Origin of the sequence: Phenylobacterium immobile (ATCC 35973) (assembly GCF_001375595.1) — a bacterium.
In the GTDB taxonomy this organism is placed as follows: domain Bacteria; phylum Pseudomonadota; class Alphaproteobacteria; order Caulobacterales; family Caulobacteraceae; genus Phenylobacterium; species Phenylobacterium immobile.
In genome coordinates this window covers 1915786-1930300 of record NZ_CVJQ01000001.1, presented here as the reverse complement: position 1 = coordinate 1930300, position 14515 = coordinate 1915786, and the positions used below count along the sequence as shown (strand labels likewise).

The window sequence follows — 14515 nt, the reverse complement described above, 5'->3', positions numbered from 1 at the left end:
ATATGCCTAAAAAGGCGGCGATGGGGATGTTCACAAAATGAGCAGTTTGCTCAAGCTTGGTAGGGTAGAGGTGGATAGCCGGGTGTGGATCGCGCCGATGACTGGCGTGTCCGACCTGCCGTTTCGCCGAGCGGCCAGCCGCCTGGGCGCGGGCTATGTCGCCACCGAAATGGTCGCCTGCGCCGAATTTTCCAAGGGACGTCCGGATGTTGTCCGTCGCGCCGCTGTCGGCGAGGGTCTGCCGTTGATGGTCGTACAACTCGTTGGCCGTGATCCGACACACGTCGCTGAAGGCGCGCGTTTGGCGCAGGATGCGGGCGCCCAGATTATCGACCTGAACTTTGGTTGCCCCGCCAAGGAAGTGACCTCAGGTGCGGCGTCGGGTTCGGCGCTGATGCGCGAACCGGAGTTGGCCGAGGCGCTGATGGCGGCTGCGGTTGGCGCGGTCAGCGTGCCCGTCACCGTCAAAATGCGACTGGGCTGGGACGCCGACAGCAAGAACGCCCCCGACCTGGCGAAACGCGCCGAGGCGCTTGGCCTTGCGGCCATCACCGTACATGGCCGGACACGCCAGCAATTCTACACCGGCCGCGCCGATTGGTCAGAGGTCGCCAAGGTCAAGGCCGCGGTTTCGATCCCGGTCATCGTCAACGGCGACATCGTCAATGGCGCGACGGCGCGCCAGGCCCTGGATCAATCCGGCGCCGACGCGGTCATGGTGGGTCGCGGCGTACTCGGCCGGCCGTGGCTCGCCGCCCAGATCGAATCAGAGTTGGCCGGCGAGGCGTTCGAGGCCCCCGACGCAGAGGCGCGCTTGGCGATCGTGCTCGACCACTTCCGCGACAGCCTGACCTTCTATGGCGACCGGTTGGGCCTGAAAATCTTCCGCAAGCATCTGGCCGCCTATGTCGAACAGGCGCCCTGGCCAGCGGACCCCTTAGAACGACGCGCCGCCCGCGCGCAGCTTTGCCGGCTCGAAAGGCCCGTCGAGGTCGAGGCGGCGCTTACAGCCCTGTGGCGATATCCCGAAAGGCGACTGGCGGCATGAGCACGCGCAACAGGCTGAGCAACAAGTCTCCGGAAATTGACGCCCTGAAGTCGGCGGCCTTTGAGCTCAGCCCTGACCCCGCCCTCGTGATCGACCCCGACGGCGCCCTGGTGGCGGCCAACGAGGCGGCCGAGGCGCTCTTCGGCCAAGGCCTGTCGCTGCTGTCGCGCGGCCGGTTCGGTTCGGCCCTGCCGCCGGGGTCGACCCTGGTGTCGCTGCTCGACCGCGCCCTGGTCGAACGCGTCAAGGTGCGCGAACGCGGCCTGCAAATCAGCCTCTTCGGCCTCGCGCCCTTCGAGGCGGACGGCGCAGCCGCCCCCCTAGGCGACGGCTCGGTCCTGCTGACCCTCACCGTCCGCGGCCATGGCATCACCGACCGCAACAACCTCGAAGGCGCTGGCCTACGCTCCATCGTCGGGCTCGGCCGCATGTTGGCCCATGAGATCAAGAACCCGCTGGCCGGCATTCGTGGCGCCGCCCAGCTCCTGAAGTCCGGCGCTAAGGCCGAGGACGCGCCGCTCGCCCAACTGATCGTCGACGAGACTGACCGGGTCCGCCGCCTGGTCGAGCGGATGGAGGCCTTCTCCGACGACGCCCTGCCCAGCCTGACGCCGATCAACATCCACCAGGTCCTGGACCGGGTGCGAGCGCTGGCGGTCAATGGCTTCGCCGACGGTCTTTATCTGCGCGAACGTTTCGACCCTTCGCTGCCGCCGACGCGCGGCGACGAAGACCAGCTGATCCAGGTTTTCCTCAACCTCGTGAAGAACGCCGCCGAGGCCGCGCATAGCCGCGGCGATGGCCGCGGCGAGGTCTCGATCCACACGGCCTACCGCCACGGCGTGCGCGTGCGGTCCTCCACCGGCCAGGCGCTGCATGGCGCGCCGCTGGAGATTCGCGTGCAGGACAACGGTCCCGGGGTTCCCGCCCACCTGCGCGACAGCCTGTTCCAGCCCTTCGTCACCACCAAAGCCAACGGCGCAGGCCTCGGCCTAGCCCTGGTGGCCAAGCTTGTCGCCGGCCACGGCGGCCTGATCGATTTCGATTCCGAACCCGGACGGACCGTTTTCCGGGTGCTGTTGCCCATCGCCACCGAAGAGGACGTCAACACATGAACGCGGCCAGCAAGAAAATCCTGATCGCCGACGACGACGCCTCCATCCGGCTGGTGCTCTCGCAAGCGTTCACGCGCCTGGGCTATCAGGTCCGCGCCACCGGCAACGCCACGACGCTCCTGAAGTGGGTGACCGATGGCGAGGGCGACCTGGTCGTCACCGACGTAATGATGCCCGACGAGAATGTCTTCGACGTGCTGCCGCGCATCCGCAAAGAGCGGCCCAAGCTGCCGGTCATCGTCATGAGCGCGCAGAACACCCTGCTGACCGCGGTCAACGCCGCCGAAGTCGGCGCCTTCGATTATGTGCCCAAGCCCTTCGACCTGGACGACATGACTTCGGCGGCGCGGCGCGCTCTGATGCGTCCGGCCGACGCCGAGGCTTCAAAAGCCCAGGCCCGCGCCGTCCGTGATGATCGCCTGCCGTTGATCGGCCGTTCCGGCCCGATGCAGGACGTCTATCGCACCGTCGCGCGCCTGGTCGGCGCTGACCTGACAGTGCTGATCCTCGGAGAATCCGGCACCGGCAAGGAACTTGTGGCCCGCGCCCTGCACGACATGGGCCGCCGTCGCGACGGCAAGTTCGTCGTCATCAACCTGGCCGCCGTGCCACGCGAACGCGTCGAAAGCGAACTATTCGGCAAGGGCGAGGGTGATGTCGGCAAGCTGGTCGAGGCCGATGGCGGCACCCTGTTCCTCGACGAGATCGGCGACATGCCGCTCGATGCGCAGACCCGCCTGCTACGGGTGATCGACGGCTCAGAGCCGGCGCTCAACCCCAAGACGGGCCGCCGGCCCAACGTCCGGATCATCGCCGCGACGAACCGCGATCTGCGCGGCCTGATCCAGCAGGGCTTGTTCCGCGAGGACCTGTTCTTCCGCCTGAACGTCGCACCGCTGCGCCTGCCGCCGCTGCGCGATCGCACCGATGACATCCCGGATCTCGCGCGCGCCTTCCTGCTGCGCGCAAACCGCGAGGGCCTGCCCGCCAAGACGATCGACGGCAATGCGCTCGATCGGCTGAAGCTGCACGCTTGGCCAGGCAACGTCCGTGAACTTGAGAACCTGATCCGCCGGATCTGCGCCCTCTACGCCGAAGATCAGATCACCGCCCGGATTATCGAGCGCGAACTGGCGGACCAGCAGCCGGTGGTCGAAGGCCAGGAAGGTCCGGCGACGCTCTCGCAAATCGTCGAGCGAAAGCTGTCGTCCTACTTCGCCGACCAGCCGGAAGGCGTTCCCCCCGCGGGTCTGTACGATCGCGTCCTCGAGGAGGTCGAACGCCCACTGATCCAGCTGACGCTCGCCGCCACGCGCGGTAACCAGGTGCGCGCGGCCGAAATCCTTGGTCTCAACCGCAACACCCTGCGCAAGAAGATCCAGGATCTCGGCGTGGAGATGGCCCGCGGCCGGCGCTGACGGTCTGCGGCCGCGGGGCGGACTGCGCCCCTGCGGCGACATCTCTGTTGATTTGAGGGCACAGTGCCTTAGTTTTCGCTGGCATGGTCCTGACCGCCGACAGTCTGCGCGGAGCCGCTACCCAACGCCTCTGGCGTATCGCACAGTCTCGCGCGGTCCTGGGCTGCGGCTATGGGCTGGCGGCGATCCTGACGGGGGCGGCCATCCTGCTTGCGGCTGCGCCCCCGGAGAAGGGCCCCCTTGGGCCCGCCAGTGCGCAGATCCTGGCGGTCCTGACCTTCAACCTCGTCCTGATCCTGGGCCTATCGGCGCTGGTGGGCCTGCAACTCCTGCGCCTGGTCCATGACCGCGCCGACGCCGCAGCCCGTCTGCACCTGCGTTTTGTCACCATGTTCGCCCTGGCCGCGGTCGCGCCCGCGGTCGTCGTCGCGCTGTTCTACGGCGTGCTCGTCAATCGGGGCATCGACAACTGGTTCAGCGAGCGGGTGCAGACCGTCGTCGAGAACTCCGCGACAGTCGCCAGATCCTACGTCGAGGACCAGACACGCTATATCCAGGAGCACGTGACGATCATGGGCGCAGACCTCAATCGTGAGGCGGCGCACCTGCAGGAAAGTCCGATCGGCTTCAATCACTACCTGGCGATCCTGGCCTCCTATCACAGCTTCCCGGCCGCCTATCTGGTGGACCGTGACGGCCGCGTCCTGGCCCGCGCCGAGACGGCTGACGCGCCAGGGTTCATCCTGCCGCCCCCGACCAGCTTCAAAGCGGCCGACGAGGGCGACATCTCTGTGCCGCCCTTCGATTCACCCGACTTCATGCGTGCGGTATATCGGCTGCGCGCCTATCCCGACGCCTATCTCTACGTGGTCCTGCCCGTGGAGAAGGGGATCATCAACCACCTGCGCGAGGCGGAGGACTCGCTCATCTCCTATCGCGAGACCGCCCAGAGCCGCGCGCAAATCCAGACAATTTTCATCATCAGCTACGCCGAGACCGCGCTCCTTGTCCTGGTCGGGGCGGTCTGGCTCGGCATGGCCGCGGCGAACGCTATTACCGGTCCCATCGGACGGCTGGTGCAGGCTGCGGGCCGCGTGGCCGCCGGCGACCTCGACGCCCGTGTCGACGCCGATCGCGATCCCGCCGAGATCGCCATCCTGTCGCGCGCCTTCAACCGCATGACCCACGACCTGCAGGCTCAGCAGGCGGCGCTGAAGAGCGCGAGCGACGAAGCCGAAAGCCGCCGCCAATTCATCGAGACGGTGCTCTCAGAAGTCAGCGCCGGGGTCATCGGCCTCGACGCCGAGGGCGCAGTTTCCGCCGCCAACCGCCAGGCGCAGATCTTGCTGGCCCTGCCTCAGGGTCGTGGGATCGGCCGAAGCCTGTCGGAGATCGCCCCGGAACTCGCCTCGATCGTTGCCGAAGGGGGCGTCGAGGAGGAGGTCGACGTCATCCGCGGCCGCGACACCCGCCGCCTTCGGGTGCGCGCCAGCCGCAGCGAAGGCGGCCTGGTGCTAACCTTCGACGACATCACGCGCCTGGTCACTGCCCAGCGCAACGCCGCCTGGCGCGACGTCGCCCGCCGTATCGCCCACGAAATCAAGAACCCGCTGACGCCGATCCAGCTGTCGGCGGAGCGTATCCGCAAGAAATACCGCAAGGACATCGCCGAGAGCGAACTCGATACCTTCGACCGCTGCACCGACACGATCATCCGACAGGTCGGGGATATCGGCCGCATGGTCGACGAATTCTCGGCCTTCGCTCGCATGCCGGCGCCAAAGTTCAGCGAGCAGGACGCGGCCGAATTGCTGCGCGCCGCCGTCTTCGCCCGCCGCGTCGGCAGCCCCGACATCGAGGTCGAGATGGAGGAGCCAGCGCCGGCGGCCCGCATTCTTGCCGACGGCGGCATGCTCTCCCAGGCGCTGACCAATCTGCTGAAGAACGCCGCGGAGGCCGTCGCCGCCCGACAGGCCGCCGAACCGGATCTGGCCGGTAAGGTCCGCGCGCGGCTGGTCGAGAACGAGGACGGCGTCGCCTTCGAGGTTGAGGACAATGGCGTGGGCCTGCCGGCCAAGGATCGCGATCGACTGACCGAACCCTATGTGACGACGCGCGAGAAGGGCACCGGCCTTGGTCTCGCCATCGTCAAACGGATCATGGAAGACCATGGCGGCGAGCTCGATCTCGCCGATTCGCACTATGGTCGCGGCGCTCTGGCGAGCCTGCGGCTGCCCGCGACCGCCCGCGTGCGGCCGGGCGCCACCCTTTCGATTTCGGCGTAGAGGATGCTTGCTGATGGCGGCTGATGTTCTGGTGGTCGACGATGAGGCGGATATCCGCGAGCTGGTGGCCGGCATTCTGTCGGACGAAGGCTACGAGGTCCGCACCGCCAACGACTCCGAATCCGCCCTGGCCGCTATCCGCGCGCGTAAGCCCGCCCTGCTGATCCTCGACATCTGGATGGCCGGCGGCGGCATGGACGGTCTGGAGTTGCTCGACTTGGTCAAGGCGCTCGACGTCGACCTCCCGGTGTTGATGATCTCCGGCCACGGCAACATCGAGACCGCGGTCAACGCGATCAAGCGCGGCGCCTACGAGTTCCTGGAAAAGCCCTTCAAATCCGACCGCCTGCTGCTCGTCGTCGAGCGTGCGCTTGAGGCCTCATCGCTGCGCCGCGAGAACCGCCGGCTACGCACCCAGGCGATTACGCCCGAAGGCCTGCTGGGCCGTTCCGTGGCCGCTCAGCAGCTGCGCAACATGGTCACGAAGCTGGGGGCCGCCAACAGTCGCGTGCTGATTTCTGGTCCTTCCGGGGCGGGCAAGGAAACGGTGGCGCGACTGATCCACGCCGCCGGCCAGCGCGCCAAGGGGGAGTTTGTCGCCATCGGCGCGGCCGGCATGACGCCGGAGCGCATGGATGTCGAACTTTTCGGCCAGGAAGGCGAGGGGGGGCGCACCGCTAAGATCGGCGTGTTCGAACGCGCCCACGCCGGCACGCTCTACCTCGACGAAGTGGCCGACATGCCGCGCGAAACCCAAGGGCGCATTCTGCGCGTCCTGGTCGAGCAGAGGTTCCGGCGCGTCGGCGGCGACAGCGATGTCGAGGTCGACGTCCGCGTCGTTTCTTCCACCTCTCGCGATCTACGCGAAGAGATCGCCGCCGGGCGCTTCCGCGAAGACCTCTTCCACCGCCTGAACGTCGTGCCGGTGAATGTCCCCGGCCTGGCGGAGCGGCGCGAGGATATTCCAGAATTGGTGGAATATTTCATCGAGCGCATCGCCGAGGCGACCGGCATGCCGCGCCGACGTCTGGCCGATGACGCCCTGGCCAGTCTGCAGGTCCGCGCCTGGCCCGGCAATGTCCGCCAGCTGCGCAACAACATTGAACGCATGCTGATCCTGGCCTCCGGCGCGCCGGCCGATGCGATCACCGCCGAGATGCTGCCAGCCGAGGCCTCGGTCAGCGACCAGGCCGGGGGGTTGGGCGCTGAAAAGATCATCGCGCTGCCCCTACGCGAAGCCCGTGAGGTCTTCGAGCGGGAGTATCTGAACGCCCAGATGATGCGCTTCTCCGGCAATATCTCGCGCACGGCCGCCTTCATCGGCATGGAGCGCTCGGCGCTTCACCGCAAGCTGAAGAGCCTTGGCTTATCCGGTGGTCGCGGAGTCGAGGAAGAGGTCGGCTGATGGGCCGTGTCGCCTACGTCAATGGCCGTTTCGTGCCCCACGGCCAGGCTGTCGTCCACATCGAGGACCGCGGCTACCAGCTGGCTGACGCCGTCTACGAAGTCTGGGCCCTGTTCGGCGGCCGCATGGCTGATGCGGCAGGTCACTTCGAGCGGCTGGAGCGCAGCCTATCGGAACTGAAGATCGCCATGCCGATGAGCCGCCAGGCGCTCACCTTCGTCCTGAAGGAGACCGTTCGGCGCAATCGCGTGCGCGAAGGCACGGTCTACCTCCAGGTCAGTCGTGGCGTCGCGCCGCGCGATCACGCCTTTCCGACCGCGCCAGTGCGCCCCGCCGTCGTGATCACAGTCAGAGGCTTGGACCGGGCGGCCTCAGAGGCGCGCGCGGCAAAGGGGGTAACGGTGGTCACAACGCCCGAAAACCGCTGGGGTCGCTGCGACATCAAGACCGTGGGCCTGCTGCCGAATGCGCTGGCCAAACAGGCCGCGCGCGAGGCGGGCGCTTATGAGGCCTGGTTCGTCGATGACCTGGGTTTCGTCACCGAAGGCGCGTCATCCAATGCCTGGATCGTCGACCAGGACGGACGCCTGCGGACCCGCGACACCAACGCCAACATCCTGCGGGGTGTGACGCGCAAGACCCTGATCGAGTCGATGCAGACCGAAGGCTTGATGATCGACGAGCGGCCCTTCACGCCCGGTGACGCCATCGCTGCAAGGGAAGCCTTCATTACGGGCGCCGGCTCGCTGGTCCTGCCTGTGATCGCGGTGGATGGTCGGCCCGTGGGCGATGGATCGGTCGGCCCAGTGGCGATGCGCTTGCGCAATCTCTATATCGAGCACGCAATCGCCGGCGCCATCTGACGCCAGCCCTTGCTTCCGCTGTTGGGCGCAAGCTAGCGTGCGCCTTGTGTGTGGATGGCGCATTGGCCGTCCGAAATGAAAAGAAGAAGAGTTGAGCCACCGCTATGAGCGATAAGAAACAGAACCTGCAGGACACCTTCCTGAACAGCGTCCGGAAGTCCAAGACCCCTCTCACCATCTTCCTGGTCAACGGCGTCAAGCTGCAGGGCGTGGTCAGCTGGTTCGACAATTTCTGTGTGCTGCTCCGCCGCGACGGGCAGTCCCAGCTCGTCTACAAGCACGCGATTTCCACCATCATGCCCGCTCAGCCCGTGCAGCTGTATGAGCCGGCCGACGACGGCGACGATTGACCTCAAAACTCATTGACCACGCCGCGCCCATTCAAGGCGCGGTTGTCGTCCACCCCGACCGGGAGGGCCGAGGGCCCGACCGGGCGGCCTCCGCACGCCTGGAAGAGGCTGTGGGCCTGGCCCTCGCGCTCGATCTCGATGTGCGCGAGACGCTCATCGCGCCCCTGCGCAAGCTAACCCCTGCGACCCTGTTCGGTCGCGGCAAGGTCGACGAGATCGGACTGACCATCCAGGCCTGCGACGCCACGGTGGTGGTGGTCGACGATCAATTGACGCCCGTCCAGCAGCGCAATCTCGAACGCGCCTGGGAAGCCAAGGTGATCGATCGCACCGGCCTGATCCTCGAGATCTTCGCGCGCCGCGCTCGCACCCGCGAGGGCCGCCTGCAAGTCGAGCTGGCGCGCCTGTCCTACGAACGCTCACGCCTCGTCCGCACCTGGACCCACTTGGAGCGCCAACGCGGCGGCTTCGGCGTCATGGGCGGCCCAGGCGAAACCCAGATCGAGACCGACCGCCGCCTTCTGGCCGACAAGATCGGCCGCCTGAAACGAGACCTCGACGAGGTGCGCCGCACCCGGACCTTGCAGCGCGGCGCGCGCCAGCGCCATCCGTACCCGGCGGTCGCCCTGGTCGGCTACACCAACGCCGGCAAGTCGACGCTCTTCAACCGGCTGACCCAGTCCGATGTCGTGGCCCAGGACATGCTGTTCGCCACCCTGGATCCGACCTTGCGCCTGGTGAAGCTGCCCGATGGCCGGCCGGCGATCCTGTCCGATACCGTCGGCTTCATCTCCGACCTGCCCCACGAACTGGTCGAGGCCTTCCGCGCCACCCTTGAGGAAGTCGCCGAGGCCGATGTCGTGCTCCACGTGCGCGACATCGCCAGCGAAGAGAGCCTGGCCCAGGCGAAGGATGTCCGCGCCGTGCTCGCGCGACTTGGCATCGAGGCCGATGAACAGCGACTGGTCGAAGTCTGGAACAAGATCGACCTGCTCGACCCGGACGCGCGAGACGAAGCTGAACGCGACGCGCGGCGCGCTGACCCACAAGCGATCTGCGTTTCGGCGGAGACTGGGGAGGGGTGCGACCTCCTGCTCGACGCCCTGGCGGGTCTGGTCGACGAGGCCGCGCCGGTCGCAATCTACACGCCCGCAGGCGAGGGGGAGGCGATCGCCTGGCTCTACCGCAATGGCCGCGTCATCGACCGCTCAGACGACCACGACGGTTCCGTGCGTCTGGAAGTCAGCCTTTCGCCGCAGGCCCTGGGTCAGTTCGAGCAACGATTCCCGCAAGCCTACGTGAAGGCGCGGTAAGACGTCCTAAGCGCCACCCTGGGGACATCCGCTTCAAGCCGGCGGAATGAAAACCTGCTTCACAGCCTGGAAAGCCGCGAGCGCCTCGCAGCGTTCCCCGTGCGCCACGAGGTTCGGCCAGCGGGCGAGCGCAAAGATCGTCGGATGCGCCTCGCCCAGGAAGCGGACGGCGCAAGCAAGGGAGATGTCGGCGTGGGTGAGTCGATCACCGGACCAGTAGGGAAGGGCTGCACCCGCCCGCTCACGCTCCAGCGCGTCCATCGCTGCGCCGACCTGGGTTTCGCAGCGGTTAAGCCAAGCCTCCGACGTCACGTCGTGCAGGGCGCGCTCGTAGATGAGGCTGACCATCTTATCGCAGAGACCCGTGGCCAGGGCTGAGCGGCGCAGCGTTTGACGACGACCGTCGCCCGCGGCGTCGATCAACGCCTTATCCGGGCCCGCCAGTTCGTCGAGCCAATCCAGGATCGCGAAGCTCTCGATCAGCACCTCGCCACCGTCCAGCACGAGGGTCGGCACGCGGGTGAGGGGATTGTACGGGCGGATCAGGTCGGCGTCGCCGAAGGTCGACCAGGGCCTGTGCTCATAGGCCAGGCCATAGACCTGCATCGCCACGCCGACCCGGCGCACGAAGGGCGAATCGAACTGGCCGATGAGGATCATTCCGCCGCCTTGCTCTTCTCGATGGCCTTCGCCTCGTTCCACAAGGCATCCATTTCTGCGAGGTCGGACTGTTGCGGCGTGCGGCCGCTCACCGCAAGTTGCGCTTCGATGTGTTGGAAACGACGAACGAATTTTGCATTCGTGCCACGCAATGCGTCTTCTGGATCGACGTCCAGCGTGCGCGCGATATTGGCGACGACGAACAGTACGTCGCCCAGTTCCGCGCGGGCCTTGTCCAGGTCGCCGGCGGCGATCTCGGCCTCCAGCTCACCGACTTCCTCCGCCAGCTTGGCCAGAACCTCATGGATCGATGGCCACACGAACCCCACGCGGGCGGCGCGCTTGGAGAGCTTCACGGCGCGGGTCAGAGCGGGCAGGCCGACCGGCACGTCGTCGAGCACGCTATCGGCCCGGCCTTTGTCGGCCCGCTCAGCCGCCTTGATCGCGTCCCAGCCCTCAACCTGGGCGCTGAGGTCGGCGTAGGACTCTTCACCAAAAACATGGGGATGCCGGCGAATCATCTTGTCATTGATGGCGCGCGCCACGTCGTCGAAGGCGAAGTCGCCGGCCTCTTCAGCCATCCGGGCATGGAAAACGACCTGCAGTAATAGATCGCCCAACTCATCCTTCAGGTCGCCCAGGTCGCCGCGCTCGATCGCATCGGCTACCTCATAGGCTTCCTCCACCGTGTAAGGCGCAATGGTCGCGAAGGTTTGCTCGATGTCCCAGGGACAGCCGTCCTCGGCGTCGCGCAGGCGCGCCATTATGGCGATCAGCCGATCGATAGGCCGCAGGGCGTCAGGCGGAGGCGGGCGCTTCATGATGGGTTCCGGACAAGAAAACGGCGCGCGACCGATCTGACCGCGCGCCGTTCATCAGTGCAAGCAAAGCCGCGCGGGATCAGCGCATCGCCACCTGGTCGCCCTTGGCGAGGCGGTAGGCGAAGCGTTCAAAGACGATCTGCGCGTCGCCCCAGGTCGATCTATAGGGCGCCTGGCGTATATCCGTCTCATACCACTTGTAGCCAATCGGCGTTTCCACACCATCAGGGCGGATGGCGCGACCGACGATCTCCGCGCCACCAATCCCGAAGCTGAGCGGCGAAAGGCCAAGGCTGGCGCCCATCTCTTCGAAGGTCGGGCGGTTTGGCTTGGCGTCGACCAGCGTCAGCTCGATCCGAGCATCGTCATAGGCGCCCGATCGTGCGAGGCGATGGCTCACCGTGCGTTGCAGGTCGCGCGTCAGGAGATCCAGATCACGTTGGCCATATTTGTCGGCCTTTTCCTGAAGTTCCGGGCCGACATTCACGGTGACCGACGCGGGCGCGGCCAGCGCGACGCCTGAGAAGCTGAGCGCCGCCACGGCGGCTCCAGCCAAGATTGCAGTCCGCATCGAAGACTCTCCGTTTCGAAAGACTTCCCCTTGGCTTCAAGATAGGTGCGCGCCCGGTACAAATCCATATCTCACGTTAGGAACGATCAACCGCCTTCAGAAGGCGAAGAGATTCAATTTAGCGAGTTCGCCCGAGCGCAGCCCCGTGCAGGTCCTGTTTCAGTTCATCGCCTAATGTATATTATCGGAAATCGACGCATGTCATTTTCACAACCCCGGGTAGCTTCCAAGATAGTTAACTTGTGGTATTCCGACGCTTCTGTCGCGTATCGGTCCAACCATCGAACTTCGGACGACCCGATGCCCAGCGTCGTGCTCCAAGTGCTGCTGATCTACGGTGCAAGCCGCCTGCTCGGCATGCTCCTGCAACTGCTCGACCGCGCTGAAGACCGCTCAATTGAGCGTATCCTCCGGCGAACGAATCTCACGAAATAACGTGGCCCCCCAAGGGCAAGTGAAGCTCGCCGTTCGCTATCCGGATCAAGGTTTCCACAAAAAACGCAGGCTCTTGCGCGGCGATCCTCAACTGCAACGTAGCCGCGCTGTCGTCTGGAAGAACCGGAACCACGCGTTGTGCGACCACAGCGCCATGGTCGTATTCGCCATCGACAAGATGAATGGTGGCGCCGCTCTCCCGAACGCCCGAAGCGATCACCGCCTCGTGCACGCGCATGCCGTACATCCCGTGCCCACCGAACTCCGGCAGAAGCCCAGGGTGGATGTTGAGGATGCGGCCTTGGAACCGACTCAGCACCTTCGAGCCTAGCAGGCGAAGATACCCGGACAGAACAACGAAATCGACGCCATGCCTCGAAAGAGCCTCTGCAAGTCGGTGATCCGCTGCAGCCGCATCTGGCAAGGTGGCGATATGCAGTGCGGGGACGCCATTCTCGCGCGCGAAATCCAGGGCCGGCGCATCACGACGATTGCTCACCATCAGCTTAGGCTCCGCCGCCAGCTGGCCCGAGCGCGCCGCGGCGATAATGGCGCGTGCGCTTGTGCCGTTTCCGGAGGCGAGAAATCCCAGGTTGAGTGGTGATTTCAACGGCTGTCCTACTCAATCAGATGGTCGAAGCGCAGGCCGTCATACGCCGCTTCGACGCCGGGCGGCAGGCGGGCGTTGAGTTCCTGGTAATCCAGATCGATGTGCAGATCAGTCAGGATCGCCCGCTTCGGCTTGAGCCGGGCGATCCAGCTCAACGCTGCTTCGACGTTCGCGTGGGTGGGATGAGGCGTGTCGCGCAGGGCGTCGACGATCCAAACATCCAGCCCCTGCAAGGCGGCGAAAGCGGCCTCGTCAAGGCTTGAGACGTCCGGCGAATAGGCCACGCCCCCGAACCGGTAGCCCACCGAGCGGATTGGCCCATGCGCCTGATCAAAAGTCTTCACCGGAATGCGGCCCGACGGCCCGCGGATGAACCAGGAATCCCCATGGGGCGGGATCAGCGCAGGCCGCGCAATGGCAGGATACCCGCCCTGCGTCTCGAAAACATAGTCAAACCGGCGCGTAAGACTGGTGAGGGTCGCCGCGTCCATCCAGCAATCGATGACCTGCCTCTGGTGTTGGTAGAACGGCCGGATGTCGTCGATCCCATGGGTCTGGTCAGCATGGTCGTGCGTATAGAGCACCGCGTCCAACCGGCGCACCTCCGCTGCGACGGCCTGTTGGCGCAGCTCCGGGGCGGTATCTACGATCAGGCTAGTTTCTTCACCTTCCTGACCTTTGCGGCGCACCAGCAGCGAACAGCGCGAACGCTGGTTGCGCGGATCGGCGGGATCGCAGCGCCCCCAAACGCCGTCGGACCGTGGCACGCCCCCCGAGGAGCCGCTGCCCAGGATGGTGAACTCCAGAATCTCAGTCATGCCACGCTTCCGCTGGGGCGGGGAATTCTCTGGAAAAGATCAAAGAACGCAGATGCGGTCCTCGTCTCGGCCTCTTCAAGCGTCCAACCGCGTATCTCCGCGACCTTCGCCAGGACGTGGGCGATGTAGGCCGGTTCGTTGCGCCGGCCACGATGGGGTATCGGCGCTAGATAAGGGCAGTCTGTCTCGACGATAATGCGATCGGCCGGCATTTGACGGATCACGTCGCGGACATCTTCCGCGGCCTTGAAGGTCGCGATGCCGGACACGCTGAACCAAGCGCCCAGCCGGTCGGCGCGTGCCGCCAGCGCATGCCCAGACGTATAACAATGCATCAGGATCGAAAACGGGCCCTGCCCGTGCTCGTCTTCCAGGATGTCGCCCATCAGGTCATCAGCCTCGCGGGTGTGCACCACGAGCGGTAAGCCGGTCTCGCGCGCCGCTGCGCAATGGGCCCGGAAAACCTCGGCCTGGACGTCCCGCGGGCTGAGGTCATAGTGAAAATCCAGCCCACATTCGCCAATCCCCACAACTCGCGGATCAGCGGCGATCGCCACCAGGGTCTGCGGGGCGAGGTCCGGTGTCTCTCTGGCTTCGTGCGGATGGACGCCCACCGTGCACCAGATGTCCGGGGCTTCGGCGACCGCACGGTTCTTCTCATAGTTGGCGAGCTTGTCACAGATGTTGACCATCAGACCGACGCCAGCCTCCCGGGCGCGGGCGATCACCGCCTCGCGGTCCTCGTCAAACTGCGGCGCATGGAGGTTGACGTGACTGTCGATGAGCATGGTTCAAACGCGAGG

At 65.9% G+C, this 14515-nt stretch carries 15 protein-coding genes; 9 read left to right on the top strand and 6 right to left on the bottom strand.

From position 1 onward, the window contains the following. Positions 1-37: 37 nt before the first annotated feature. From dusB to hflX, 8 genes are all read left to right on the top strand, one after another. Entirely contained in the window at positions 38-1048 is a 1011-nt protein-coding gene (gene dusB, locus BN1313_RS09465; protein ID WP_091739563.1) for a tRNA dihydrouridine synthase DusB, read from the top strand. Beyond that, positions 1045-2163 (top strand): two-component system sensor histidine kinase NtrB, encoded by a 1119-nt coding sequence (locus tag BN1313_RS09460; RefSeq protein ID WP_091739561.1) that lies wholly within the window; start codon positions 1045-1047, stop codon positions 2161-2163. The genes dusB and BN1313_RS09460 overlap by 4 nt, the downstream gene beginning before the upstream one ends. Then, positions 2160-3581, top strand: coding sequence for a sigma 54-interacting transcriptional regulator (locus BN1313_RS09455; protein WP_091739559.1), 1422 nt, complete (start codon positions 2160-2162; stop codon positions 3579-3581). The genes BN1313_RS09460 and BN1313_RS09455 overlap by 4 nt, the downstream gene beginning before the upstream one ends. An 83-nt stretch (positions 3582-3664) precedes the next feature. Next, positions 3665-5866, top strand: a complete 2202-nt coding sequence (locus tag BN1313_RS09450) for a sensor histidine kinase NtrY-like (RefSeq protein ID WP_091739556.1) — start codon at positions 3665-3667, stop codon at positions 5864-5866. 13 nt (positions 5867-5879) lie between these two features. Next, on the top strand, positions 5880-7271 hold the full coding sequence (gene ntrX / locus BN1313_RS09445) for a nitrogen assimilation response regulator NtrX (RefSeq protein ID WP_091742578.1): 1392 nt from the start codon (positions 5880-5882) through the stop codon (positions 7269-7271). Beyond that, positions 7271-8134, top strand: coding sequence for a D-amino-acid transaminase (locus BN1313_RS09440; RefSeq protein WP_091739552.1), 864 nt, complete (start codon positions 7271-7273; stop codon positions 8132-8134). The genes ntrX and BN1313_RS09440 overlap by 1 nt, the downstream gene beginning before the upstream one ends. 104 nt (positions 8135-8238) lie before the next feature. Beyond that, positions 8239-8484 carry an RNA chaperone Hfq gene (hfq, locus tag BN1313_RS09435; RefSeq protein WP_091739549.1) on the top strand — a complete coding sequence of 82 codons (246 nt, stop codon included), beginning with the start codon at positions 8239-8241 and terminating at the stop codon, positions 8482-8484. Next, complete coding sequence (hflX, locus tag BN1313_RS09430; RefSeq protein ID WP_091739546.1) at positions 8481-9797, top strand: GTPase HflX; 1317 nt, start codon at positions 8481-8483, stop codon at positions 9795-9797. Before hfq ends, hflX begins: the two co-directional genes overlap by 4 nt. Before the next feature lie 33 nt (positions 9798-9830). On the opposite strand, the gene BN1313_RS09425 is transcribed toward hflX, so the two are convergent. The 3 genes from BN1313_RS09425 to BN1313_RS09415 form a co-directional block, all read right to left on the bottom strand. Then, positions 9831-10457, bottom strand: coding sequence for a glutathione S-transferase family protein (locus BN1313_RS09425; RefSeq protein WP_091739543.1), 627 nt, complete (start codon positions 10455-10457; stop codon positions 9831-9833). Next, a complete protein-coding gene (gene mazG / locus BN1313_RS09420; RefSeq protein WP_091739540.1) occupies positions 10454-11278 on the bottom strand; it encodes a nucleoside triphosphate pyrophosphohydrolase in 825 nt (274 codons plus the stop codon). The genes BN1313_RS09425 and mazG overlap by 4 nt, the downstream gene beginning before the upstream one ends. A gap of 79 nt (positions 11279-11357) precedes the next feature. Then, entirely contained in the window at positions 11358-11849 is a 492-nt protein-coding gene (locus BN1313_RS09415) for a hypothetical protein (protein ID WP_141653108.1), read from the bottom strand. 300 nt (positions 11850-12149) lie between these two features. Here BN1313_RS09415 and BN1313_RS16975 point away from each other — a divergent pair, with 300 nt between their 5' ends. Continuing rightward, positions 12150-12284: a hypothetical protein gene (locus BN1313_RS16975; RefSeq protein WP_281176475.1), complete on the top strand. Its 135-nt coding sequence runs from the start codon at positions 12150-12152 to the stop codon at positions 12282-12284. Here the strand turns inward: BN1313_RS16975 and purN are convergent. Genes purN through BN1313_RS09400 form a run of 3 tightly spaced genes read right to left on the bottom strand, consistent with a single transcriptional unit; the run spans position 12274 to position 14500 of the window. Then, entirely contained in the window at positions 12274-12894 is a 621-nt protein-coding gene (gene purN / locus BN1313_RS09410; RefSeq protein WP_176695953.1) for a phosphoribosylglycinamide formyltransferase, read from the bottom strand. The two genes, BN1313_RS16975 and purN, sit on opposite strands and share 11 nt — an antisense overlap. A gap of 8 nt (positions 12895-12902) precedes the next feature. Continuing rightward, the gene (locus BN1313_RS09405; protein WP_091739535.1) at positions 12903-13712 is read right to left on the bottom strand and encodes an MBL fold metallo-hydrolase; all 810 of its coding nucleotides are present in this window, start codon (positions 13710-13712) and stop codon (positions 12903-12905) included. Next, positions 13709-14500: a TatD family hydrolase gene (locus BN1313_RS09400; RefSeq protein ID WP_091739532.1), complete on the bottom strand. Its 792-nt coding sequence runs from the start codon at positions 14498-14500 to the stop codon at positions 13709-13711. The genes BN1313_RS09405 and BN1313_RS09400 overlap by 4 nt, the downstream gene beginning before the upstream one ends. Positions 14501-14515: the final 15 nt, after the last annotated feature.

Bases quoted from the DNA above. Each gene is read 5' to 3' on its own strand.
- BN1313_RS09455 (WP_091739559.1), top strand. From the start codon at position 2,160: ATGAACGCGGCCAGCAAGAAAATCCTGATCGCCGACGACGACGCCTCC.
- ntrX (WP_091742578.1), top strand. From the start codon at position 5,880: ATGGCGGCTGATGTTCTGGTGGTCGACGATGAGGCGGATATCCGCGAG.
- BN1313_RS09460 (WP_091739561.1), top strand. From the start codon at position 1,045: ATGAGCACGCGCAACAGGCTGAGCAACAAGTCTCCGGAAATTGACGCC.
- BN1313_RS09425 (WP_091739543.1), bottom strand. From the start codon at position 10,457: ATGATCCTCATCGGCCAGTTCGATTCGCCCTTCGTGCGCCGGGTCGGC.
- BN1313_RS09450 (WP_091739556.1), top strand. From the start codon at position 3,665: ATGGTCCTGACCGCCGACAGTCTGCGCGGAGCCGCTACCCAACGCCTC.
- mazG (WP_091739540.1), bottom strand. From the start codon at position 11,278: ATGAAGCGCCCGCCTCCGCCTGACGCCCTGCGGCCTATCGATCGGCTG.
- BN1313_RS09405 (WP_091739535.1), bottom strand. From the start codon at position 13,712: ATGACTGAGATTCTGGAGTTCACCATCCTGGGCAGCGGCTCCTCGGGG.
- BN1313_RS09400 (WP_091739532.1), bottom strand. From the start codon at position 14,500: ATGCTCATCGACAGTCACGTCAACCTCCATGCGCCGCAGTTTGACGAG.
- dusB (WP_091739563.1), top strand. From the start codon at position 38: ATGAGCAGTTTGCTCAAGCTTGGTAGGGTAGAGGTGGATAGCCGGGTG.
- BN1313_RS16975 (WP_281176475.1), top strand. From the start codon at position 12,150: ATGCCCAGCGTCGTGCTCCAAGTGCTGCTGATCTACGGTGCAAGCCGC.
- hfq (WP_091739549.1), top strand. From the start codon at position 8,239: ATGAGCGATAAGAAACAGAACCTGCAGGACACCTTCCTGAACAGCGTC.
- BN1313_RS09440 (WP_091739552.1), top strand. From the start codon at position 7,271: ATGGGCCGTGTCGCCTACGTCAATGGCCGTTTCGTGCCCCACGGCCAG.
- BN1313_RS09415 (WP_141653108.1), bottom strand. From the start codon at position 11,849: ATGCGGACTGCAATCTTGGCTGGAGCCGCCGTGGCGGCGCTCAGCTTC.